This window comes from Neobacillus cucumis (assembly GCF_002860255.1).
Classification (GTDB): Bacteria; Bacillota; Bacilli; order Bacillales; family Cytobacillaceae; genus Neobacillus; species Neobacillus cucumis_A.
In genome coordinates this window covers 48,597-70,138 of record NZ_PGVE01000065.1, presented here as the reverse complement: position 1 = coordinate 70,138, position 21,542 = coordinate 48,597, and the positions used below count along the sequence as shown (strand labels likewise).

The window sequence follows — 21,542 nt, the reverse complement described above, 5'->3', positions numbered from 1 at the left end:
TTCCGCTCCCTCATTAAAGCTTCTCTTCTGAAACAAGCACTGCATGCAAAATTAGATTTTTTACAAAGTGATTAAAATTCGCAAAGCGAATGTCACTTGTTTGCCCCTTTTTGTATCGATAATAAATTTGCTGACCAATAACGGCGAGTTTAAAGTACGCGAAAGTTAAATAAAAGTTGAAATTCGTAATATCCCGGCCACTTTTATTAGCGTAATGTTCAACAAATTCCCTTCTGGTAAAAAAACCATCTTGGACCGCCGTAACTGGTTCCTTCCCTAACCCTTTAATTAAAAGTTCAGAATCATCTCTTTGGTTCCAATAACTCATTGCTACACCCAGGTCGGCAAGCGGATCGCCAACGGTGGTCATCTCCCAGTCGAATAGGCCGACCATTTCTGTTAATTCTTTATTAAACATAACATTGTTAAATTTATAGTCGTAATGAATGATTGCTGCTTCTGACTGTTTAGGGATATGGTTAATTAGCCATTTTTTTAGAGTTTCGACCCCTTGAATATCATCTGTTTTCGCCCGTTCATACCTGCCGATCCAGCCATGGACCTGCCTTTCCATAAAGCCCTCAGGTTTACTTATTTCTGCTAGTCCAGTTTCTCTGTAATCAATCTCATGTAATTCCACCAGCTTTACTACCATGATTTCTGAAAGGCGCCGGCAGATTTCTTTTGTCACCTGGATCCCTTCAGGAAAAGAAGTGTCTATAACCAAGCCATTTTTTCTTTCCATAATAAAAAAGGGACTTCCAACAATTGTTGGATTTTCTGAATAAAGAAGCGGTCTTGGAGCAACGGAAAAAATCGGGTTTAGCTCAGAGAGAATTTTGAATTCTCTCCCCATATCATGAGCTCTAGGTGCCACAGGCCCAAGAGGCGGCCGTCGAAGAACTGCCTCCCAATTCCCTATCTTTATTTGGTAAGTTAAATTGGAATGGCCCGCCGAGAATTGTAATATTTCCAGCTGTCCTCCAGGTACTGAATCCATATTTTCTCGAAGAAACATCTCCAAAACATGCAAATCCAATTCCTCGCCTTGTCGAACCGGAATGGTATCCTTATTCATTTGCCGTGGCATGTAATTCCTCCTATCCACCTGAGAAAATTGCGACTACTTAAATCTCTTTTATACTAACCGGTTAGTATAAAACTTAGGAAAAAGAGGGGGGAATTTTTCCAAACTTATCCCTCCCCTTGCCTTTATTCATTCACTTGGATTCCCTTTAAAATCATTTCTACAAAAATTTCAGCAACTTCCCGATCAGTGCAGGTACCGTTTGGGTTAAACCATTGATAACTCCAATTGGTTATCCCTAGAATCCCAAAGGTAATGATGGGAGCATTTATTCCCGTACGAAATTCTCCGTTTGCAATTCCTGCTTTGATTAATGCCTCTATATTTAGGCGGAACTGATCACGCTTCGCAATAATTAAGGCTGAATGCTCTTCATTTAAATTAGATAATTCCCGGTAAAATATTTTTGCTGCAGAACCTCGGGATTTAATATCCGAAAGGAGCATATAAACAATTTCGAATAATTTTTCTTTATAATTCATTGATGTATCATTAAAAATCCGCTCTAATTGGACTAGTAATTCATCGATATAGCCGCGATGAATATCCATTAATAATTCTTCTTTACTTGAAAAGTAATAGTAAAAGGTACCCTTCGTTACACCAAGGGAATCAACAATATCTTGGATGGATGTTTCACTAAAACCTTTCTTTTCAAATAAGCGGATGCTTTGTTCCGTTATTCTTTCTTTCACCTTTATGTCCTCACATTCTGTTAAATATTATTCAAATTATACCATATTATTGGTCTCTCCTTTACAGGCATTCTAGCTTCTTCAAAGATTCCTATCTACTTTTTCATAGCCTCTTCTCTTAAAGCACGGCGAAGAATTTTCCCGACCCCTGTTTTCGGCAGTTGTTCACGGAATTCGACCATACGTGGGACTTTATATGCAGCCATGTTTTGCTTACAATAGTGAATGATTTCTTGTTCTGTAGCTGACTTCCCAGCTTTTAAGACCACTGCAGCCTTTACATCTTCACCTCTATATGGATCTGGAACTCCTATACACACGGCTTCTTGGATTGCAGGATGTTCATATAATACTTCTTCTATATCACGAGGATAAATATTATAACCGCTTGCAATAATTAAATCCTTTTTTCGATCAACAATATATAAATAGCCTTCATCATCCACTTTTGCTATATCGCCAGTATAAAGCCAGCCATCACGGAGGGTATGCGCTGTTTCCTCAGGCAAGTTCCAATACCCCTTCATAATTTGTGGTCCTTTAATAACCACTTCCCCTAACTCACCCACCGGAACTTCTTCCGTACCTGTTGCTAGGTCCACAATTCTGTAGTCTGTTGAAGGCATACCAATCCCCACACTTCCTGGCTTTCTTTTAGCAAAAGGAGGGTTACAGTGCGTTGTAGGCGAAGCTTCAGAAAGTCCATAGCCCTCAAGGATTTTTGAGCCAGTTTTTCTTTCAAAATTCCGGAGTAATTCAATAGGCATTGGTGCACTTCCACTGTTACAAGTTCTTATGCAATTGATATTATAGTCTTCAGCTCTTGGATGACTTGTAATCGCCACATACATCGTAGGAACACCTGGAAACATGGTCGGTTGTTCATTTTTTATCGTATTTAGGACCTCATCTAACTCAAACCTTGGCAGCATGATCGATTCAGCAGCCGTATAGATTGATAGGTTCATACAGGAACTCATTCCAAATACATGAAAAAGAGGGATGACCGTTAAACATTTCTCTTTCCCCATTTCTAATTCATGTTTAAAGAACTCATAGCATTGCAGGACATTTGCCAGGACGTTTTTGTGAGTCAGCATCGCACCTTTTGAACGTCCGGTTGTTCCACCTGTGTATTGTAGAACTGCAACATCATGTTCCGGTTCAAAAGAAACCGGTTGTATCTGCCCATCGCTCTCACCTAAGAAGCTTTCAAAGCTTTGGTCTTGAGCTAACTCTTGTCCAGATGGCTGTAAACTAACAACTATAATATTTTTCAAATTTGTTTTAGCCTGAATACTTTTAACTCTTGGATATAAGGCATCAAGGACAATAATTGCTTCTGAACCAGAATCCTTCAGAATATATTCCAATTCCCGTTCAACTGACATCGGATTTACTTGAGTAACGATTGCTCCAGCGTTAAGAATTCCATAATAAGAAATCACGTATTGCGGGCAGTTAGGAAGCATAATGGCCACCCTGTCGCCTTTTTGCACTTGTTTTTTCTGAAGGGCAGACGTAAAATTCTGCGCTAATCGGTTTAGTTGTTCATAGGTGATTTTTTTACTATAAAAAGAAAGGGCATTTTGGGCAGGAAAATTTGCGGCTGACTCTTGGAGAATTTGTCCCAATGGTACATTGGGGATCGTTATATTTTTTTCTATACTTTCGGGATAGTGTGTCAACCAGGCTTTGTTTTGACTCATTTATTCCCCTCCAAAATTCTCAATATTTAACTCAGAAATTTAAAATGTAAGGCCTCCGCCGTCCACCGAAAGCGTAGTTCCAGTAATGAAGGATGCTTCATCTGATGCCAAAAATAATACGGCATTGGCTACTTCATCTGGTGTTCCAATTCTCCCTAGGGCATTCGCTCGTGATATAATTGGCCATTTTCGTTCATTCTGTTTCCAGTTATCAATAATTTTAGTGTCAATTACGCCTGGAGCAATGGCATTAATACGTATATTATATTTTCCATATTCAAGGGATGCATTTTGTGTCAGGAGCACTACACCCGCCTTCGAAGCATTGTAAGCGGAAACAAATTTTTGCCCTTTTAAACCGAGCAGGCTCGAAGTGTTAATAATGGAACCTCCGCCTGACTTGATTAGTTCTGGCACGGCATATTTAATGCCTAGAAAAACTCCTTTTAAATTAATATCAATAACACGGTCCCATTCTTCTACGGACAGATCCACACTTCTCACTTCCGAATTACCGATTCCTGCATTATTAAACATGATATGTAAACCATCATACTTGCTAACGGTGACCTCAATTAATTCTTTGATTTGTTCCGGATTCGTTACATCTGTTTCTACAAAAAAAGATGAACCCCCTAGTTCACGTATGTATTTGACCGTTTCTTCTCCATTCACCGAGTCAATATCTGCCACAACGACCTTTGCACCTTCTTTCGCAAAACGAAGGGCTGTTGCTCGGCCTATTCCACCGCCACCGCCTGTAACAATAGCTGTTTTGCCAGTTAATTTCATCAAATCAGTCCTCCCACCATTCATTCCTCAAGTATGGACGTTCAGAACGATACTAACCAGTTGGTATGTTATATGTACAATTATACCTACAAATCTTAATTATTCAATTTCTTTTCTAAATATTCTAATAAATTATTTTAAATAAGAAAAGGAAGGACTGCAAAATACAGTTTAAATGCTGCCTTCCGACTTGCTAAAATCTCTTAAACGATCTCTTCTGTTTAATCATTATCTCATAAGATTTTTCAATGATATCCGTTAAAACATCACCCTTATAAATCCTCCCAAGCTTTAATCCCTGTTGATAATATTCAACAATCTCTTCCAACTTTTCAGACGTTTCTTTTGAAATTCTAACATTTAATTGTATCCTTTGGTTATCCAACATGTCACAACACTCCCGATTTCATAGCTAGCATTTGCTAGCAATTGTCTATACTATTGTTATTACCTGCTACTATACTATAAAATTCGTTTTCTTTCATTAACAAAAAAATTGGACTATGAGTGAACAGTCCAATTTTTATCTATCATTAGACAAAAATCACTTTCTCGCTTGGAATGACAAATTGAGATTGCAGCCATTTGCTGATCAGGTCAGTAAGTTCGGGATGCAAAGGCAATTTCCCCTCTGAAAAAATGTCTTTCTTTACCGTCAACATAGTTGAGGTATTTGTAACATGTTTACAGGAATGTCCCATGTTTTCAACCACATGAAATTCAGCATCTCCTTTAACGTATTTAGGTAAATCCTTTAGGACATCAGGATTAGCTTGAATATCACGTGCACCGGTAATTGCTATGACTGGACAGGTAACTTTTGATAAATCTTCTCTGACATTATAGGCAAAATGTTCACGCATCCACTTGGCATTTATCTTTGCAAAACCAACTTTCATAACATCTTCTGTTGAGGTTTGAATCTTTTGGATTTGCTTTTGTGCTTGTTTCTCAATTTTTTTATGCACGCCTAATAATCTAAGCAGGGACCCCTGAAACCCCTTAGCATTAATAATATCTTCGGCGGCAATATCTCTCTGCCGTTTCAATGCTTCACTGATTCTCTCCACTGCTCCTGATAATAAGATTAATCCACCAAGCTTTTCTCTTACAGCCAGTGCTGTGCCAATCGTACATCCTTCACTATGGCCTAAAACAATTACCTTATCAGGGTCTACTTCTGGCAGGTTTTTTAAGAAACGGACGGCTGCTTGGGCGTCATCTACTAAGTCCCATAAACCCGCTGCTAAAAAATCCCCTTCACTGGCTCCTATACCACGCTTGTCATATCTTAGATTAATAAACCCTGACGATGTTAAGAATTCAGCTAATTGTCTATATAACTTCAGATCCATTTTTTTATTGATTTTTCCATTTCTGTCTACCTTACCTGATCCGTTAATAATTAAAATTGCAGGGCTTTTTTTACCCCTGGCATTCGGTATACTAAGTGTCCCCTTTAACCCTGTTTGACTTTGTATAGTTACATCTCTTTTCACCGTTTTCATTTGATTTCCCCCTACGGTTTATTTTATTATTCAGGGATGATTATGGTCGCTATGGTTCTCCTTCTTCTACCTTTTTCCGGCATTTTTTGCATAGCCCTAACATAGACTTCCGATACATCTTTGACAAATTGAGCATACTCTTGATCATCTAAAAAAACAGAGGTCTGCCTGAATGCTACACCATCACGGACTAAATCGATATTTGGTTGATTTAAATATCTTTCATATTCGCCCAGGATATTAGCCATAAATTTAAAGAATAAATCCATATGCTCCTCTTTGGTAAAGTTCTTTAATTTCTCTGGATCAATGGAGGCATTTGCAGGATCTTGCAGGGAATATACCTTTTCGATGGTCCCTCTATTTGGGATCTCATCTATAATGTGAATGACTCCTGCCTCTAATAACTTTTTAATGTGCCGATACAATGAAGCCTGAGGAATATCTGGAAGTAATTCTTTAATTTGCTGAGAGGTCATTTCCTGGTTAATTAGGGATTGGATAATTCTCATTCGAACGGGATGTAATATAACGTCCACTGTTGTTTCTTTTCCCATAACAAAAGTCCTTTCCTTTATTATCAATCTTAATAATGATAATATTATGTCTTTTGAAATTTGTAAATAAATAATTGGAAATATATATAAATTATTCTCTTCAACTTCTGTTCATATCCCTACATGAAAAGGTAATTTTCTACTTATATTAATATGAGGAGGCGTGCAATCAATGATATTATCATGTATTTTAGGAATTATTCTAACATCACAACCGATAAACAACACTCCCGATCATTTAGTAATAACAAAAGACGGGATCCATGTGACAACGATCAAACAGGAGGATTTTTCCTTTCCCTATACAGAATTACCTATTATTGATTCAAAAAAGTATAGTCAGTTCTTAGATAATTTGGATAAACAATTTTCTATTGAAGCCGAAAATGCCAGTTTGAATGGAAACGGCGAAATTATCGCAGAAAAGGTTGGGGCTAAAATTCACCGTCAGGCCTTTACGGAACAGTTATATGCTTACTTCTTTTCCCACCAGTCAGGCAAACTTGAAATCCCCATGCTGTCTGTCTATCCTAAGGTGGATAGTGAATTGCTCGCAGACATTCGCAGTATGCGGATAGGCCGTTATGTAACATCCTTTAATCCAGGTAACAAAACTCGGACCAATAATATCAGTTTAGCTTCAAAAGCTATTAATAATTATGTGGTGTTTCCCGGAGAAACCTTTTCCTTTAACAAAGTGGTTGGAAAAAGAACTGCTTCTAAAGGTTACCTGAGGGCTCCTGTTATTGTTAGAGGTGAATTTTCAGAGGACATTGGCGGAGGCATTTGCCAAGTATCGTCCACCCTTTTTAATGCAGTAGATAATGCTGGACTAAAAATTGTTCAAAGATTTTCTCACACCAGAAAAGTTCCATATATCCCGCCTGGCCGTGATGCAACGGTCAGCTGGTATGGACCAGATTTTGCCTTTAAAAATACGTATAAAGAGCCAGTCTTAATTAGGGCAAAAACTCTTGGACATCTGTTAGTTATCAATCTATACTCTTCAGATTCCATCGAATATCAGCCAAGAAAGGTTCCGCATACCCCTTATTGAAAAAAGTCCGCTATAAAAGCGGACTTTTCTATCGTACTAATGTTTATTATTTAATGCACTTTCCATCAGTTCATCGGAAAACTCTGTTAGAGCTGTATTGTCCATGACATTTAAGTTAGGAATGTTAGGAATGTTAGCTAAGTTTGTTGTCTTTTCTGAAAAGTTTTTCACTACATTTTGAAAAGGTAGTGCAAAGTCTTTGCGCTTCCCTTTTGTCATCCTAAACACAGCTGCACTCAAGCCAATTCCGACAAGTGATGCCCATATAGGCATTTTCCTTCTTGGTTTAGGAGTAAACAATTTGAAAAACGGCTGCCTTGTAATTTTTCTCATATATAGCACTCCTTTTGCTTTAGTATAGAAGTTACATTTCTCTCCCTTCTATTTGCTTAATTTGTGCCTTACCTTTTAAAAATATGTGATACAAAACATGTTTGGATTGTTGTTTTTTAGCAACGTATTCACTATTCATGAAGAACCACCTACCATTTATTAACATACAATGGCTTAAAAGAAAATTAGGTGGTGTCTATGGGAAGCTTAACTTATTTTGATTTTTTGGCAAAGTTTGGTGTTGGCGGTGCCCATCCAGGTGGAATCCATCTTACACAAAGCATCCTTGCAAATGAAAAGATAAATAATCAATCGGTAATTTTAGATGCAGGCTGTGGTACTGGTCAAACAGCGGCTTATTTATATCAGCAATACGGAGCAAAAGTTTTTGGTTTAGAAATTAATCCGATTATGGTAGAAAAAGCAAAAAAACGTTTTCAAACGTTGCAGCTTCCTATCTCTCTCATTCAGGGATCCATTGAAGAAATTCCATTTGCCGATGAAACGTTTGATTTTATATTATCTGAATCAGTTTTAGCCTTCGTAAATAAACCAAAAGCGCTAAAAGAATTTTACCGAGTGTTAAAAAAAGGTGGTCGTTTACTAGCAAACGAAATGACAATTAACCGCCCGATTAGTCATCAGGAAGCAGCCGAGATTATGAATTTTTACGCGGTGGACTCCTTATTGCTGGAGGAGGGCTGGAAACAGTTATTTAAAACTGCTGGTTTCCAAAATATCGAAATTCATGCGCATAATCTTCCCCTAAGCCATGGAAATCAAACACCCGAATTTAACTTTTCAGAGAACTTTGAACCAGAACTTTTCCACGTATTAAATGAGCATGGAAACATTGTTATTAAATATCAGGATACCTTGAGTTATCGAATTATTAGCGTAACAAAATAATCTTTTCGCCTACTTGAATTGTATAAGTAGGCTTTTTAAATTAATTTAAGTTCCTTTCCTGTGTGAATGTATATTATTATCCTTTGGATGAAAAATAAAAATGTGAAAGGATGGGGTGACCAAAATGGATAACACGTTGGGGTATTTAAAAGAGATATTATCCAATTATGCTGATGATCATTCTGAAGGCCGATTTATATACAAAAAACTGATTGAAGACGCTTACAAATCTGAGGAGTCTTTTGTTCGTAATTTGACTCAGAAGGAAATGAATTTCTTAAATAACATTTTACCTAAAGAAATAAACCACGCTAAAGAAGTACAAGATGAAAAAAGAGCCTATGAATTAAACGAGGTTTATGAACTATTATTTTAAAATGAAAAAAGATGGCAGAAAAGCTCTGTCATCTTTTTCGGAAATATTTCATTTTTTGCTAAAACTATTTCCTAGGTAAGCGCATAGAACGACAAAACAAAATAACGATTTATCTCTTTTTTCTCTATTCACCGACAAAATAACCGATTGATTTACAAGATCCACCAAAACACACTCGAGACCTCGACGTTTTTTATGACTTTCAGCCTAATGGATATCTCTCTTTTTAAATCTGCCTCCCCTTACTTCCGCAATATCTGCTACCGCTAAAAAGGCATTACCATCATTTTCAGTCACAATTTCTTTTAATTTTGCTTCTTCAAGACGATTGATTACACAAAAAATCACTTTTTTTTCATCACCTGAATAAGCCCCTTCCCCATTCAGATACGTAACGCCACGTCCTAAACGATTCATGATCGCATCGCCTATTTGACTGGCATGATCACTAATAATCCATACTGACTTCGATTCATCAAGACCAGTAATGGTAATATCAATTGTTTTATATGCAACAAAATAAGCGATTAATGAATACATTGCCCGATCCCAAGAAAAAACAAAACCGGCGCTCGCTAATATAAAAAGATTAAAAAACATAATAATTTCCCCGACTGAAAACGGTATTTTATTATTAAAAAGGATCGCCAGAATTTCGGTACCATCTAAAGAACCCCCATACCGAATGACCAAACCTACACCAATGCCGAGGAGGATCCCACCGAAAACTGTGGCCAAAAGGATATCTTGTGTAAAAGCTGGAACTGGATGAAGAATTGTGGTTGTAATAGACAAAATTACAATTCCATAAAGAGTGGATAAAGCGAAGGTCTTTCCAATTTGTTTGTAACCCAAAAAGATAAAAGGAATATTAAAGATGAATAGAAATAAACCTAGTTTCCAACCCGTAATAAAGGATAACATAATAGAAATTCCTGTAATCCCGCCATCTATAACATTATTAGGGACAAGGAAAATTTCAAGCCCTACAGACATTAAAATGGCCCCAAGTGTGATTAATAAAATCCGTTGGAAAATCTTTTTCTTTGTCAAACCTTTGTGCTGAATCTTTGCTATAATGGCTTCCTGCTGATCAATTAAGCTAATTTCTTGCAATCCTGACATTATCTTTCCCCTTTCAACAGAGCATCTTACTAATATTATAATGAATATTAGCTGCTATTTATATTTAAATGCTTAATTTTCTGTCATTAAAAAGAAAACTGCCTTCTTAGGCAGTAATCTGAGCTAACTTGGATCAACTTCATCGTAAGAAAGGGTTGTCACGCTAGTATACTCCCCATGATCTACTTCCTTTTCTGATGCACTTGTATTAAGTTCTTCCTGGTCATCCATCCCTGGAGCTAGGGTTGGTTCTTTTTTCTTATTCAAAATGACCACTCCTTTCAGAGGATTATTTTTCCTAATTTTTTCATAAATATACTCAAACTTTATAAAAAGGCTCTGTTAAATTTGGCTGTTGATTTCCGCTCCAAACAACAGAGTATAAAAAAACAACAATGTCGTTTAAGAGAGCCTATAAAAAAGAAGATACTTCAATTAAAAGTATCTTCTTAATAGGATTAACATCTTAGGAGACCCAACCATGACACCAGCCAATAATTTTCAAATTATTATTCCGTCTAGTTATTTCCAATCTAAAGGGAAACTTTGAAAACTCAGCCAATGTGTGTTTGTTCCGTTGAAGGAATTAATTCACATGTGATAAATGGAATTCAAATTCCTAAAAGAAACAAAACATTTCCGGCTTTAAAACCTTTAGGACTCTTTATTCCTTCATTTTTGGTTTTTAGTATCTTGGCAATACTTTTAAAGATTCGGTTATCAATACATTGCAAAATAATTACATTTAACAATGTACTAACCTATAAATCCTCAACGACTTCCTTTGATAGTGATTCTATGAGATCATAGACATCAATTATGAAAGGTGTTTGTATTGGATTTATTCCTTTCCTTTGTATCGCTCCACCTGCCAAATAAATTACGGAATAACCTTACTACAACCCTCGTTCACAAAACGGAACGAACACGTATGGTTGAGCCTCCTAAGATGTTACTATTTGTTTCTATTAACTTTTACATTTATAGTATATCACCAAATTTTCTAAATAAACGAAAAAAATGTGACGTATATGTGAATATTTGGAAATCTCACTCTAGTCTAGTATAGAATTTATAAGGGAATCTTATCAGCAATAGACAAATGAAGATCTAGAAAGGGTGCTACAGGCAAATGATAGATTCCCTAAAAAAATATGCTAAACCTTTTAATTCTGTGAAAGACCTAGATCCGCTAATAGAGGCGGTTGGTGAAGCTAAGTATGTTCTGCTTGGTGAATCTTCACACGGGACATCTGAGTATTATACAATCCGTGCTGAATTAACGAAAAGATTAATTCTAGAAAAAGGATTTTCCTTTATTGCCGTTGAAGGCGATTGGCCAGCATGCCAATCCATTAATCGTTATATTAAAGGGTTATCCTCCTCTGCAAAAGACAGTAGGAAAGTACTTGAGGGATTTAACCGTTGGCCTACTTGGATGTGGGCCAATCAAGAAATTATGGGTTTAATTGAGTGGTTAAAAGAATTTAATTCTAAAACTAACCGCACTAATAAGATTGGTTTTTATGGGCTGGATGTTTACAGTCTGTGGGAAAGTCTCGATGAGATTGTTGGTTTTTTAGAAAAAAATAATTCACCTGAGCTTGAGACCGCAAAGAAGGCCTATGCATGTTTCGAGCCACATAACAGAAATAACGAATCCTATGCTGTTTCTGCCGGATATTTATCAGACGACTGTATGAAAGAAACACTAGAACTTTTATCGACCATACAAAAAAACAAGTGGAAATTTGAAGACGATCAGGAGAGCAGCCTCAATATAGAGGTAAATGCACTTGTAACAGCTCATGCAGAGGAATATTACCGAACAATGGTCAAAAGTGATAGTGATTCATGGAATATTCGTGACCGGCATATGGTAGATGCTTTAAATTCCATCATAAAATTTTATGGAAATGAGGCAAAGGTGATCATATGGGAACATAATACACATGTAGGAGATGCCAGGGCGACAAACATGAAAGATGAAGGAATGATAAATGTCGGCCAGCTTGTACGTGAAAAGTATGGAAAAGATGAGGTGTTTATTATCGGGTTTGGAACCTACTCAGGCACGGTAATTGCATCAACCGAATGGGGAGTACACTTTGAAGTTATGAATGTACCTCCTGCCCAAACGGGAAGTTGGGAAGATCTTATGCACCAGACAGGGGCAATAAATCAGTATCTTATTTTTAATGTTCATAACTGTAAAGAGTTTTCCGACACTATTGGTCATAGAGCTATTGGAGTGGTATATCATCCTGAATACGAACATTTTGGAAATTATGTTCCTTCTAACATGGGACAACGGTATGACGGGTTCATTTTTGTAGACAGGACTAATGCCTTACACCCAATAGCATTAGGACCTATCTTAATATAGTATCATAAAAAAACTACTATAAAATTCAGGAATTACCACTGGCAGCAGAACCCCATCACAAGTTATTGAAAAAAATCAATCGTAATCTATACGATTGATTTTTTAATGATCGGAATTGAGCTTTTAACCTTTCTCTAATTACTTAGTTCCAGGTGCTGGATGATCTACACCTCTTACATGGTGGCTATGGCCATTATCTTCAGAAGTATGGAAATCATAATAATGGACATGCATACCATTCCCAACAGGAATTGCAGGACCTGAATATGCACGATAATGATGCGTATGTCCATTCTCAAATACTACATATCCTTCAGTATAATGAATATGTCCTCCGTCTTGGGATGGGATTGGCGGTGATGTAACATCTAAACATTGGTGAACATGTCCTGAACTAACCCCAGTATAATCGACTGAACCGTGGTTATGATGCGGAACAAACCCTTGGACAAAATCATCCTTACCTGTACTTCTAATCGGAATCACCCCATAAACAAAATTTGATGTTACAACTATATGCATCTAATAATCAAAAAAGTCAGAATGGTAATTAAAAATTTTAATTATCATAAATTAATACGTTTAATCCAATACGAAAAAATCCATATCAAGCTGGACTGATATGGATTTAATGATTAAACACTTACATTATGAATTTTTCTTTTTACTATTTTGTTCGAAAAATGGCTGTGAAGCACCATGCCAATCATGACTAATGCCATACCTCCCCAAGATAAAGAAGCAGGCATGGCCGAGTTCAAGAGGAGCAATTCTCCAATCACAGCAAATAAAACTTCCATTGATTGAGTTGCTTCTACTGCGGCGAGCTTTTGCATATCTCCCCTTACTAAATCAGTTGCTCGAAAGAAAAGAATAGTGGCAATTACTCCGGAGGAAATAGCAACAAGTCCGGATTGAGTAGTTTGCTCCAGACTAGGCGGGCCTGCAGAAATAAATCCATAAATGGATAGTATAATCCAAAAAGGTAAACTTGCTAATGTCATGCCTAATACACGTTGAAAAACATCTAGCCGCCCTCCACACACCTCCATCATCTTTCTATTACCCAACGGATAAGCAAAAGATGCCATAATAACGGGTAAAACCCCAAGGGAGATGGCTATTAAAGAAAGATGATTCACTTGTTCCATTTGCATAAGAATAATTCCAAGTAAAATAATGAAAGACATCCCTAATCCCTTGAAAGGAATTTTTCCTTTCTTTCTGACTGGTCCTTTATCTGTCATGACTATTTCATAAAAAAGTGGAGCAAGCATAGACCCTGAAATGATGGTTATCTGCCAAGTTGCTGCAATCAACCATCCCGGTGCATATGCGGCTGAAAAGCAAATTGGTGCATAAAACAAACCGAAACCGACAGTACTCCATAATAGCCAGGCACCGATCTGCTTTTTCATTTCGAGTAATAGTGGCTTGAGATTTTTCCGTCCGATCACAATAATGATTAGAAATGGAATCATAAAGAAGTATCTTAAGGATGCACTCCAAATCCAACTTCCTCCTGCAAGTTCCATCGAGCGGTTAAGAATAAACGTAATTGCAAAAAAGAAAGCGGCAAATATGCCTAATATGATGGGTCGCATTCTTCCCTCTCCTTTCTAATATGGGAAATCAATAAGTGAGATCCTCCATTCCATCCGGTTAATTTGTATTAGTATATCAGATTTCTGAATTTTATGTTAACATAAGTTAGGAAAATATAGGCATATGCTTTTATGTCCGGCATAAAATATTCTGTTGTTTTAAAATTGAGCAAACGTATGAAACTTTATTCTTGCCTATCTCGTACATACCAAGAACAAAAAATATAAAGTGAGGTTGATTGCATGTTTGGAAAAGTTGCTTCTGATATTTTAGGATTGAGTGATGTTGGGTCCGTTATTAAGCCGGAGAACTATGATAAGGTGGATGCAGACGACTATGTCATGCATGAAGACAATGAAAAGATTTACTTTTTAATTAAATCTAAATCTGATGAATATTGCTTTACGAATAACGCGCTAATCCATCTTGACGGAACAAGCGCCACAAGTAAAAAGCGGATGCTGCATCGCTATAGTTATGCAACAAACCGAATTTCTGATGTCATGCTTGAAACCGCTGGTACTGTCGATCTTGATGTTGAAATCAAATTCAAAATTGGCTCCATTCCATTCTCAATTGATGTTCACAAAAAACATATTGAGGAAGTAAAGGACTTATATAAAGCATTAGTTAAAATTTCCGACATTTCGCATGAAAATGAAATCAGCCTCCAATTTGCTAAACAAAGCTTGGACGTTGCTTCCACTACACTGGGCCGAATCACCAGCCCAGACAGTAATTTAGTTGTCCAATTCAAAATGCTAAATCAAGCAGCTTTTCAATGGCTTGAGGATAGTAAAAAACAATATTGTGTGAAGGATTTCGGGTTTGTATTTGAAAAATATATTAACAACTAAACTCTCTGTATAATAAAAAGGCTTGTACGATTATTTTGTGCAAGCCTTTTTATGGACTAAAACCGATTTTTCCGATGAAACAGACCCATTACTTCAATCGTTTCCGTGATATTGACAAATGCACACGAATCCACCTCAGCAATAAGGTTCTTGACTTCATTTAATTCATACCGAGTTATAACGGTTATGATGATATTCCGTTTGTCATTGGAGTAAGCGCCAATCCCGTCCATGATCGTCAAACCTCTATACAAGTTTGTCAGTAAATGTTCCCTTAACTCTTCACCCTTATCAGTAATAATCATCAAAGTTAATTTCGCATGGTCCGTATAAATGGTATCTACTACCTTTCCGGTTAAATAAATAGATACTAATGTATTAAGGGCCGCATCCCAATTAAATAAAAACCCACTGATCACAATGACAACAGCATTCATACCTGATAGTAACACACCTATAGGAAAATCTTTCTTTCTTGAAACAATCATACCGATGATATCAAATCCGCCAGTAGACCCTGATGAACGAAAGACGATCCCAACTCCTAACCCCGTTAAAATTCCTCCAAAAATAGATGAGAGTATGGAATCCTTCGCGATTGGGAGAACAGGCACTATGTATAGGCCAACGGAAATGATTACTACAGAAATAACAGTATTCATGATGAATTTTTTCCCAAGCATCTTATAACCAACAATGATGAGTGGAAAATTCAATAGGAAGTTTGCCAAACCTGTATTAAGCGGGGTAATCATCCCTAAGATCATTGATATTCCGCTTAATCCGCTGCTCAATACAGCGTGAGGAATTAAAAAAAGGTTAAATGCCACCACTACTATGAGGGAACCGGCAATCACTCCAATAATCTGCATGGCAAATCCTCCTGCATCCCAATTTTTTCTTTTTTTTAAATGATACTGATTCTGTAAATCAAAGTAAACTTAATAGTTTTTTTCCAATAGCATAAATAGTCTGTTTATTTGAATTATATTGATTTTTAATAAACGCGTTGACAATTTTTATATATGAATTATACTTTAGTAGTATATTAATTTTATAAGTAAATCCTCATCAAAACCGATGAGGTAGAGGTCGCGGTTTTTATCAGTAAAACGGATGAGATGAAAGAGACATCCTTGACTCCGTTTGAAAGGAAAAACTGCCGAAGTGTGCTTTGCTCTCTGTAATAAGCATGCTGGGTCTGTTTTCGAATAGGAACAGAACTGTCACGTTTGAACCTACCAAGCAAACGTGTTGAGCTATCTTTCGGAAGGTATGATGCGGGGTATTAACAATGCCATCGATTCGACTTCGATGGCATTTTTTATTCCAAAACTCCTTCTCGAACTAGTTAATCGCAAGCAGCCTTTTTTAGGCACTTGTATTCGTTAGCTTCGCCTTTAAAAAAAAAGAAAAGGAGTCTTATTATGCAATCACAAACAGCAAGACAAATAGAAGAAATTCATTCAGGTAGTCATACATCTAAAAAAGATTCGAATGAATTAAAACGAAGCTTAAAGTCTCGTCATTTGACAATGATTTCTCTTGGCGGGACTATAGGAACAGGCTTATTCCTTGCGAGCGGCGGGGCGATCCACTCTGCCGGACCAGGAGGTGCCATTCTTTCCTATCTTGTCATTGGAGTAATGGTATACTTCCTCATGCAAAGCTTGGCTGAAATGGGCGCTTACATGCCCGTTGCTGGAAGCTTTAGTACGTATGCGACTAAATTTGTCGATCCTTCCCTTGGCTTTGCGCTTGGCTGGAATTACTGGTATAACTGGGCGATTACAATTGCTGCTGAATTAGCTGCCGTTACAATGATTATGAAATTCTGGTTCCCGCATACTCCTTCGATTGTTTGGAGTGCTATATTCTTAGTCATTATGTTTCTAATAAACTATCTTTCTGTAAAAGGATTTGGGGAAGCTGAGTATTGGTTCTCACTTGTAAAGGTAGTAACAGTTATTATATTTATTGTTACAGGTACATTAATGATTTTTGGCATTATGGGAGATCATGCAATCGGCTTTAAGAACTTTACAGTCGGTGATGCTCCATTCCACGGCGGTTTTATGGCGATGCTTGGCATCTTTATGGCAGCAGGTTTCTCATTCCAAGGAACTGAATTATTAGGTGTTGCAGCCGGTGAAACTGATGACCCTGCTAAATCAATCCCACGTGCCGTTAAATCTGTATTTTGGCGTATTCTATTATTTTATGTTTTAGCAATTTTAGTCATTGGTCTTCTTATCCCGTTTACAAATGATAAATTGGCTAATGGTGACGTTACTGTCAGTCCATTCACACTTGTTTTTCAAAAAGCAGGAATTGCGTTTGCTGCTTCTGTAATGAATGCGGTTATCTTAACAGCTGTTCTTTCAGCGGGTAACTCCGGAATGTATGCATCGACACGGATGCTTTGGGATTTAGCTCGTCAAGGAAAAGCTCCTAAATTCCTTGGCAAGCTTAATAAAAACGGCGTGCCGGTTAATGCTTTAATTGTAACAACTTTAGTAGGAACACTTGCATTTCTTGCCTCTTTGTTTGGAGATGGTACCGTTTATGTATGGTTATTAAATGCTTCTGGTATGTCAGGCTTTATTGCATGGCTTGGAATTGCAATTTGTCACTATCGATTCCGTAAAGCCTATGTAGCACAAGGAAAAAACCTGAACTTATTGCCGTATAAATCGAAATTTTTCCCATTTGGTCCGATCTTTGCCTTTGCCGTTTGTGCATTTGTTGTTTTAGGACAGAATTACTCTGCCTTTATGGGCGATCATATCGATTGGAATGGTGTCTTAGTATCCTATATCGGTTTACCATTATTCCTTGTTTTATGGCTTGGATACAAATTCACGAAAAAAACAAAGGTTATTCCTTTAAAAAAATGTGATTTGGACGTTTAACTCTTTTTACGAAGCACGCATAAATTGCGTGTTTTTTTATTTACCACCATTACTTTTGTTCCTTTAGAGATGAGCTAATCATTCTTAACAGATTTACTTAAATAATAGGCTCTATTAAATTTAGCTGTTTCCGCTCCAATCAACCGAGTATAAAAAAAACAACCATATCGTTTAACAGAGCCAAATAATAAAAAACCAAACTCAATCGAGTCTGGTTTTTAGTTACTACTTTTATAAATAATTACAGCTTACTTCTCGTCAGATGCCCAAACATATAAATCTTCAATCTGACAATTTAATTCTTTTGAAATAGTCATTGCAGTATTGAGATTCATTACCTTTTTGGACATATAGTCGTCGAGTTGACCTCTAGGAATATTTGTATTCCTTTCCAAACTATCTAGAGTCATTGCATTTTTTGCTAATAACTCTTTGAGGTTACTTCTTTTTGCTTTATAATTTGTCAAAAATGACACCTCGCTTTAGTTAAGCATACCACAGTTAAACTTTAATGGAAAGGATAACCGCTTTGCCTAACTGCCCTATCTTAATTAAGAAACAAGGCATTCAAGTCATTTGTATGTTATTCTTAAAAGGAATACTAAAGGAGTGTTGAAATGAAAAGCACAAATAACCGATATAATATGGGTGAAACTGTAAAGATTATTGAAACAGGAGAGGTTGTCACCATTTTAAAATGGCAGTATGTGAAAAATATGAAACGTTTTTCATATATTGTTAAAGAACACTCTAATACATTTTATTTTGAAGAAGAACTACAAGATTCATAAAAATATGAGAAAAAAGAAGACCCATTTTCTAAATGGATCTTCTTTTTCTTTTAGATTTAAGATTAAAATTCAGCATTACCTGTTGTTCTTGGGAACGGAATAACGTCTCTAATATTAGACATACCAGTTAAGTACATAATTAAACGTTCAAACCCTAGCCCGTAACCTGAGTGCTTTGTTCCACCATATTTTCTTAATTCAAGATACCACCAATAATCTTCCTCATTCATACCAAGCTCGTTTATTTTTCCAGCGAGAATATCTTCACGTTCTTCGCGCTGGCTGCCTCCGATTAATTCACCGATTCCTGGTACAAGTAAATCTGTTGCAGCAACAGTATTGTTGTCATCATTTAAACGCATATAGAACGCTTTGATTTCTTTTGGATAATCCGTAACAAACACAGGACGTTTAAAGATCTTTTCACACAAATAACGTTCATGCTCCGTTTGCAGGTCAAGTCCCCATTCGACCGGATAAGCAAATTTTTCACCGGATTTCTGCAATAATTCGATTGCTTCTGTATAAGTAACTCGGCCAAAGTCTGCTGAATGAGCCTGATTCAACCGATCTAACAATCCTTTTTCAATAAAGCTGTTAAAGAAGTTCATTTCTTCCGGAGCTTGTTCCAATACATAACCAATTACGTATTTGACCATTTCTTCTGCTACATTCATGATATCAGGAAGTTCTGCAAAAGCTAGTTCAGGCTCAATCATCCAAAATTCAGCTGCATGTCTAGCCGTGTTTGAATTTTCCGCTCTAAATGTTGGGCCGAATGTATATACATTTCTAAATGCAAGGGCAAATGCCTCAGCAGAAAGCTGACCACTAACAGTAAGGTTGGTTTCTTTATTAAAGAAGTCCTTTGTTACATCTGTTTTGCCTTCTTCATTCTTTGGCAGGTTATCCATATCCAATGTGGTAACACGGAACATTTCACCCGCTCCCTCTGTATCACTGCCGGTTATAATTGGTGAATGAACATAAACGAAACCTTTATCTTGGAAGAATTTATGAATAGCATATGAAGCTAACGATCTAACACGGAAAACGGCTGAGAAAGTATTCGTTCTTGGACGTAGGTGTGCAATCGTTCTTAAATATTCAAAAGAATGCTTTTTCTTTTGCAGTGGATAGTCAACATTTGAATTTCCTTCGACTGCAATAGTTGTTGCTTTAATTTCAAAAGGCTGTTTTGCTTGAGGTGTATAGATAAAGTCTCCCTCTACCTTGATAGAAGAGCTTATTGGAAGTTTAGTGATATCCTTAAAGTTATCTAATTGCTCGTCAAATACTATTTGAACACCTTTAAAGAAACTTCCATCATTTAATTCAATAAAACCAAAGGTTTTGGAATCACGGATTGTCCGAATCCAACCAGATAATTGCACCTTTTGCTCAATATAACTCTCGGTATTTCTGTACAAATCCTTAATTAAGGTCTGTTTCATACGTCTTCCTCCTAAATCATATGTAAAAGGTTTCGCTGATAGTCAAGTATGTCCTTGAAACATAATAAAAAAACCTCTCATCCCTAAGGGACGAAAGGTAGAATTCTGACTATCATCATTTTTCTTTAATCCCTTCAATATTATACAAAATACCACATGCTATAAGCAATATTCAACAAATTATTCATTATATTAGAAAATTAATGTAGATTTTTGAAATCTATTCTACTCTTGTCCTCCTTGCCCATCATGTCTCGATAAAAATTATATAATTTTTCAAAAATATGCTAAAAAATAGCAGGAATAATATAAATTACAGTCGAATTAATTACAAAAAATGAATTCTTGATTGGGGGTAGGATAGTGGACAAGGTTACATGTATAGCCTATCTGCTTTTCAAATCTTCTAAGAATCAAGACATCAGAGAAACGGCTATTCAATTATTGAATGGCGATGTATCTATACATGATTTAAAAAGGGACCATAATTTAAAAACAGCATTAGTATTGGCAGAATCCTTTCTAAGAAAAAACAAAATAGATAAAACTCAAGTGCAAGTTTTTGTTGATGAATTTATGGTTGTCGAGGTTTAATCTATTGGCAGCAAGAAATTTGTTTTTCATAACATAATATTCCACTTTCATTTTCAGCATTAGATGTTATATAATAAACAAATCCTAAAGATTCCCAAAAGTGCTGGGCTTTTGTGTTTTCTTGCAGGACGCCAATTCGTACCTTGTCCAAACCCCGATTCTTTATCTCACTTTCATACAGTTCATATGCCTGTGATCCAAAACCAAATCCTTGATAGTCACTATGAATGATTAACAATCCAAGCCACGGAAGAGAATCTTTCGGATTTTCTAGCATATAATCAATTACCCCAATATAGGTATCATCCAGTTTAATAAAAGCACTGATTGTATGCGGATTTAGCAGTTCTTTATTCAATTCTGCAAGTGACCTAGTCTTATTCCCGTTTTCCATCACATTATATTGAGGATTTGAATTGATAATCTCAAGTGCAATATATAATGTTTCTTTAGTTAGCTCTTCAAAACTAATTGACATCCTGAACTCTCCCTTAGATATTTTGCTTTAAACCTCATAATAAACCAAATGTATTAACATGATTTAGTAAAGAAAGGTGATTAATATGGTACAAGTTGAAGTAACTGTAACTTTCGAAGGCAAGAGCTATTTAACGAATGTCATCGCAAACCGTGAAACAACTGATGATGAAATCTTACGTCTTGCCATGGAACAAGTTCAAAAACAATGGAAAAAATAAAAGACTAAAAAGCGGCAGAAAGTAATAAGTTGAACTGCCGCTTTTATATTTAATTTAGGCTGGTCCTTTATAAGGTCTATAAACAACAACAGAGTTT

General features: G+C 36.4%; 25 protein-coding genes and 1 riboswitch. Of the genes, 9 read left to right on the top strand and 16 right to left on the bottom strand.

Going from position 1 to position 21,542, the window contains the following annotated elements; genetic code table 11:
- Positions 1–13 precede the first annotated feature (13 nt).
- From CVD27_RS18270 to CVD27_RS18240, 7 genes are all read right to left on the bottom strand, one after another.
- Positions 14–1,090, bottom strand: a complete 1,077-nt coding sequence (locus CVD27_RS18270; protein ID WP_101649338.1) for a phosphotransferase family protein — start codon at positions 1,088–1,090, stop codon at positions 14–16.
- A gap of 122 nt (positions 1,091–1,212) precedes the next feature.
- Complete coding sequence (locus CVD27_RS18265; protein WP_101649337.1) at positions 1,213–1,782, bottom strand: TetR/AcrR family transcriptional regulator; 570 nt, start codon at positions 1,780–1,782, stop codon at positions 1,213–1,215.
- Positions 1,783–1,877: 95 nt separating this feature from the next.
- Positions 1,878–3,491 (bottom strand): long-chain-fatty-acid--CoA ligase, encoded by a 1,614-nt coding sequence (locus CVD27_RS18260; RefSeq protein WP_101649336.1) that lies wholly within the window; start codon positions 3,489–3,491, stop codon positions 1,878–1,880.
- Between the two features lie 39 nt (positions 3,492–3,530).
- The gene (locus CVD27_RS18255; RefSeq protein ID WP_101649335.1) at positions 3,531–4,283 is read right to left on the bottom strand and encodes an SDR family NAD(P)-dependent oxidoreductase; all 753 of its coding nucleotides are present in this window, start codon (positions 4,281–4,283) and stop codon (positions 3,531–3,533) included.
- 193 nt (positions 4,284–4,476) lie between these two features.
- Positions 4,477–4,671 carry a hypothetical protein gene (locus tag CVD27_RS18250; RefSeq protein WP_101649334.1) on the bottom strand — a complete coding sequence of 65 codons (195 nt, stop codon included), beginning with the start codon at positions 4,669–4,671 and terminating at the stop codon, positions 4,477–4,479.
- A gap of 145 nt (positions 4,672–4,816) precedes the next feature.
- The gene (locus CVD27_RS18245; RefSeq protein WP_101649333.1) at positions 4,817–5,791 is read right to left on the bottom strand and encodes an alpha/beta hydrolase; all 975 of its coding nucleotides are present in this window, start codon (positions 5,789–5,791) and stop codon (positions 4,817–4,819) included.
- Between the two features lie 26 nt (positions 5,792–5,817).
- Entirely contained in the window at positions 5,818–6,348 is a 531-nt protein-coding gene (locus tag CVD27_RS18240; protein ID WP_101649332.1) for a helix-turn-helix domain-containing protein, read from the bottom strand.
- A gap of 172 nt (positions 6,349–6,520) precedes the next feature.
- Between CVD27_RS18240 and CVD27_RS18235 the strand changes: the two genes are divergently transcribed.
- The gene (locus tag CVD27_RS18235; RefSeq protein WP_101649331.1) at positions 6,521–7,405 is read left to right on the top strand and encodes a VanW family protein; all 885 of its coding nucleotides are present in this window, start codon (positions 6,521–6,523) and stop codon (positions 7,403–7,405) included.
- 36 nt (positions 7,406–7,441) lie between these two features.
- Here CVD27_RS18235 and CVD27_RS18230 read toward each other — a convergent pair whose 3' ends face one another.
- A complete protein-coding gene (locus tag CVD27_RS18230) occupies positions 7,442–7,738 on the bottom strand; it encodes a hypothetical protein (RefSeq protein ID WP_101649330.1) in 297 nt (98 codons plus the stop codon).
- 198 nt (positions 7,739–7,936) lie between these two features.
- Here CVD27_RS18230 and CVD27_RS18225 point away from each other — a divergent pair, with 198 nt between their 5' ends.
- A complete protein-coding gene (locus CVD27_RS18225; RefSeq protein ID WP_101649329.1) occupies positions 7,937–8,647 on the top strand; it encodes a class I SAM-dependent methyltransferase in 711 nt (236 codons plus the stop codon).
- A gap of 124 nt (positions 8,648–8,771) precedes the next feature.
- Positions 8,772–9,023, top strand: a complete 252-nt coding sequence (locus CVD27_RS18220; RefSeq protein WP_101649328.1) for a sigma-G-dependent sporulation-specific acid-soluble spore protein CsgA — start codon at positions 8,772–8,774, stop codon at positions 9,021–9,023.
- A gap of 207 nt (positions 9,024–9,230) precedes the next feature.
- On the opposite strand, the gene CVD27_RS18215 is transcribed toward CVD27_RS18220, so the two are convergent.
- Together CVD27_RS18215 and CVD27_RS28250 are read right to left on the bottom strand one after the other, a co-directional pair.
- Positions 9,231–10,148 (bottom strand): YitT family protein, encoded by a 918-nt coding sequence (locus CVD27_RS18215; protein WP_101649327.1) that lies wholly within the window; start codon positions 10,146–10,148, stop codon positions 9,231–9,233.
- A 123-nt stretch (positions 10,149–10,271) separates the two neighbouring features.
- Positions 10,272–10,415, bottom strand: a complete 144-nt coding sequence (locus CVD27_RS28250; RefSeq protein WP_180960345.1) for a hypothetical protein — start codon at positions 10,413–10,415, stop codon at positions 10,272–10,274.
- An 865-nt stretch (positions 10,416–11,280) separates the two neighbouring features.
- Here CVD27_RS28250 and CVD27_RS18210 point away from each other — a divergent pair.
- Complete coding sequence (locus CVD27_RS18210) at positions 11,281–12,534, top strand: erythromycin esterase family protein (protein WP_101649326.1); 1,254 nt, start codon at positions 11,281–11,283, stop codon at positions 12,532–12,534.
- A gap of 138 nt (positions 12,535–12,672) precedes the next feature.
- Here the strand turns inward: CVD27_RS18210 and CVD27_RS18205 are convergent, their stop codons facing one another.
- On the bottom strand, positions 12,673–13,011 hold the full coding sequence (locus CVD27_RS18205; protein WP_101649361.1) for a YmaF family protein: 339 nt from the start codon (positions 13,009–13,011) through the stop codon (positions 12,673–12,675).
- A 158-nt stretch (positions 13,012–13,169) separates the two neighbouring features.
- Positions 13,170–14,138 carry a DMT family transporter gene (locus CVD27_RS18200; protein WP_101649325.1) on the bottom strand — a complete coding sequence of 323 codons (969 nt, stop codon included), beginning with the start codon at positions 14,136–14,138 and terminating at the stop codon, positions 13,170–13,172.
- Positions 14,139–14,381: 243 nt separating this feature from the next.
- On the opposite strand from CVD27_RS18200, the gene CVD27_RS18195 reads away from it, so the two are divergent.
- Positions 14,382–14,996: a PH domain-containing protein gene (locus CVD27_RS18195; RefSeq protein WP_101649324.1), complete on the top strand. Its 615-nt coding sequence runs from the start codon at positions 14,382–14,384 to the stop codon at positions 14,994–14,996.
- A 56-nt stretch (positions 14,997–15,052) separates the two neighbouring features.
- On the opposite strand, the gene CVD27_RS18190 is transcribed toward CVD27_RS18195, so the two are convergent.
- The gene (locus tag CVD27_RS18190) at positions 15,053–15,868 is read right to left on the bottom strand and encodes a YitT family protein (RefSeq protein ID WP_101649323.1); all 816 of its coding nucleotides are present in this window, start codon (positions 15,866–15,868) and stop codon (positions 15,053–15,055) included.
- A 206-nt stretch (positions 15,869–16,074) separates the two neighbouring features.
- Positions 16,075–16,266, top strand: a riboswitch (Lysine riboswitch).
- A gap of 157 nt (positions 16,267–16,423) precedes the next feature.
- Here CVD27_RS18190 and CVD27_RS18185 point away from each other — a divergent pair.
- A complete protein-coding gene (locus CVD27_RS18185) occupies positions 16,424–17,908 on the top strand; it encodes an amino acid permease (protein ID WP_257984420.1) in 1,485 nt (494 codons plus the stop codon).
- A gap of 248 nt (positions 17,909–18,156) precedes the next feature.
- Here the strand turns inward: CVD27_RS18185 and CVD27_RS18180 are convergent, their stop codons facing one another.
- Entirely contained in the window at positions 18,157–18,375 is a 219-nt protein-coding gene (locus CVD27_RS18180) for a helix-turn-helix domain-containing protein (protein WP_101649322.1), read from the bottom strand.
- A 150-nt stretch (positions 18,376–18,525) separates the two neighbouring features.
- Between CVD27_RS18180 and CVD27_RS28245 the strand changes: the two genes are divergently transcribed.
- Positions 18,526–18,699: a hypothetical protein gene (locus CVD27_RS28245; RefSeq protein ID WP_180960342.1), complete on the top strand. Its 174-nt coding sequence runs from the start codon at positions 18,526–18,528 to the stop codon at positions 18,697–18,699.
- A gap of 62 nt (positions 18,700–18,761) precedes the next feature.
- On the opposite strand, the gene asnS is transcribed toward CVD27_RS28245, so the two are convergent.
- Positions 18,762–20,153, bottom strand: a complete 1,392-nt coding sequence (gene asnS / locus CVD27_RS18175; RefSeq protein WP_101649321.1) for an asparagine--tRNA ligase — start codon at positions 20,151–20,153, stop codon at positions 18,762–18,764.
- 363 nt (positions 20,154–20,516) lie between these two features.
- On the opposite strand from asnS, the gene CVD27_RS18170 reads away from it, so the two are divergent.
- Complete coding sequence (locus CVD27_RS18170) at positions 20,517–20,747, top strand: hypothetical protein (RefSeq protein WP_101649320.1); 231 nt, start codon at positions 20,517–20,519, stop codon at positions 20,745–20,747.
- Between the two features lies 1 nt (position 20,748).
- On the opposite strand, the gene CVD27_RS18165 is transcribed toward CVD27_RS18170, so the two are convergent.
- Positions 20,749–21,225 (bottom strand): GNAT family N-acetyltransferase, encoded by a 477-nt coding sequence (locus CVD27_RS18165; protein WP_101649319.1) that lies wholly within the window; start codon positions 21,223–21,225, stop codon positions 20,749–20,751.
- A gap of 85 nt (positions 21,226–21,310) precedes the next feature.
- On the opposite strand from CVD27_RS18165, the gene CVD27_RS27785 reads away from it, so the two are divergent.
- Entirely contained in the window at positions 21,311–21,445 is a 135-nt protein-coding gene (locus CVD27_RS27785; RefSeq protein WP_142384114.1) for a BA3454 family stress response protein, read from the top strand.
- Positions 21,446–21,542 lie beyond the last annotated feature (97 nt).

Excerpts from the sequence above, each read along its gene's own strand:
- CVD27_RS18245 (WP_101649333.1), bottom strand. The coding sequence starts at position 5,791 with ATGAAAACGGTGAAAAGAGATGTAACTATACAAAGTCAAACAGGGTTA.
- CVD27_RS18200 (WP_101649325.1), bottom strand. The coding sequence starts at position 14,138 with ATGCGACCCATCATATTAGGCATATTTGCCGCTTTCTTTTTTGCAATT.
- CVD27_RS27785 (WP_142384114.1), top strand. The coding sequence starts at position 21,311 with ATGGTACAAGTTGAAGTAACTGTAACTTTCGAAGGCAAGAGCTATTTA.
- CVD27_RS18240 (WP_101649332.1), bottom strand. The coding sequence starts at position 6,348 with ATGGGAAAAGAAACAACAGTGGACGTTATATTACATCCCGTTCGAATG.
- CVD27_RS28245 (WP_180960342.1), top strand. The coding sequence starts at position 18,526 with ATGAAAAGCACAAATAACCGATATAATATGGGTGAAACTGTAAAGATT.
- CVD27_RS18220 (WP_101649328.1), top strand. The coding sequence starts at position 8,772 with ATGGATAACACGTTGGGGTATTTAAAAGAGATATTATCCAATTATGCT.
- CVD27_RS18250 (WP_101649334.1), bottom strand. The coding sequence starts at position 4,671 with ATGTTGGATAACCAAAGGATACAATTAAATGTTAGAATTTCAAAAGAA.
- CVD27_RS18270 (WP_101649338.1), bottom strand. The coding sequence starts at position 1,090 with ATGCCACGGCAAATGAATAAGGATACCATTCCGGTTCGACAAGGCGAG.
- CVD27_RS18190 (WP_101649323.1), bottom strand. The coding sequence starts at position 15,868 with ATGCAGATTATTGGAGTGATTGCCGGTTCCCTCATAGTAGTGGTGGCA.
- asnS (WP_101649321.1), bottom strand. The coding sequence starts at position 20,153 with ATGAAACAGACCTTAATTAAGGATTTGTACAGAAATACCGAGAGTTAT.
- CVD27_RS18260 (WP_101649336.1), bottom strand. The coding sequence starts at position 3,491 with ATGAGTCAAAACAAAGCCTGGTTGACACACTATCCCGAAAGTATAGAA.
- CVD27_RS18225 (WP_101649329.1), top strand. The coding sequence starts at position 7,937 with ATGGGAAGCTTAACTTATTTTGATTTTTTGGCAAAGTTTGGTGTTGGC.
- CVD27_RS18165 (WP_101649319.1), bottom strand. The coding sequence starts at position 21,225 with ATGTCAATTAGTTTTGAAGAGCTAACTAAAGAAACATTATATATTGCA.
- CVD27_RS18235 (WP_101649331.1), top strand. The coding sequence starts at position 6,521 with ATGATATTATCATGTATTTTAGGAATTATTCTAACATCACAACCGATA.
- CVD27_RS18255 (WP_101649335.1), bottom strand. The coding sequence starts at position 4,283 with ATGAAATTAACTGGCAAAACAGCTATTGTTACAGGCGGTGGCGGTGGA.
- CVD27_RS18210 (WP_101649326.1), top strand. The coding sequence starts at position 11,281 with ATGATAGATTCCCTAAAAAAATATGCTAAACCTTTTAATTCTGTGAAA.
- CVD27_RS18195 (WP_101649324.1), top strand. The coding sequence starts at position 14,382 with ATGTTTGGAAAAGTTGCTTCTGATATTTTAGGATTGAGTGATGTTGGG.
- CVD27_RS18215 (WP_101649327.1), bottom strand. The coding sequence starts at position 10,148 with ATGTCAGGATTGCAAGAAATTAGCTTAATTGATCAGCAGGAAGCCATT.
- CVD27_RS18230 (WP_101649330.1), bottom strand. The coding sequence starts at position 7,738 with ATGAGAAAAATTACAAGGCAGCCGTTTTTCAAATTGTTTACTCCTAAA.
- CVD27_RS18185 (WP_257984420.1), top strand. The coding sequence starts at position 16,424 with ATGCAATCACAAACAGCAAGACAAATAGAAGAAATTCATTCAGGTAGT.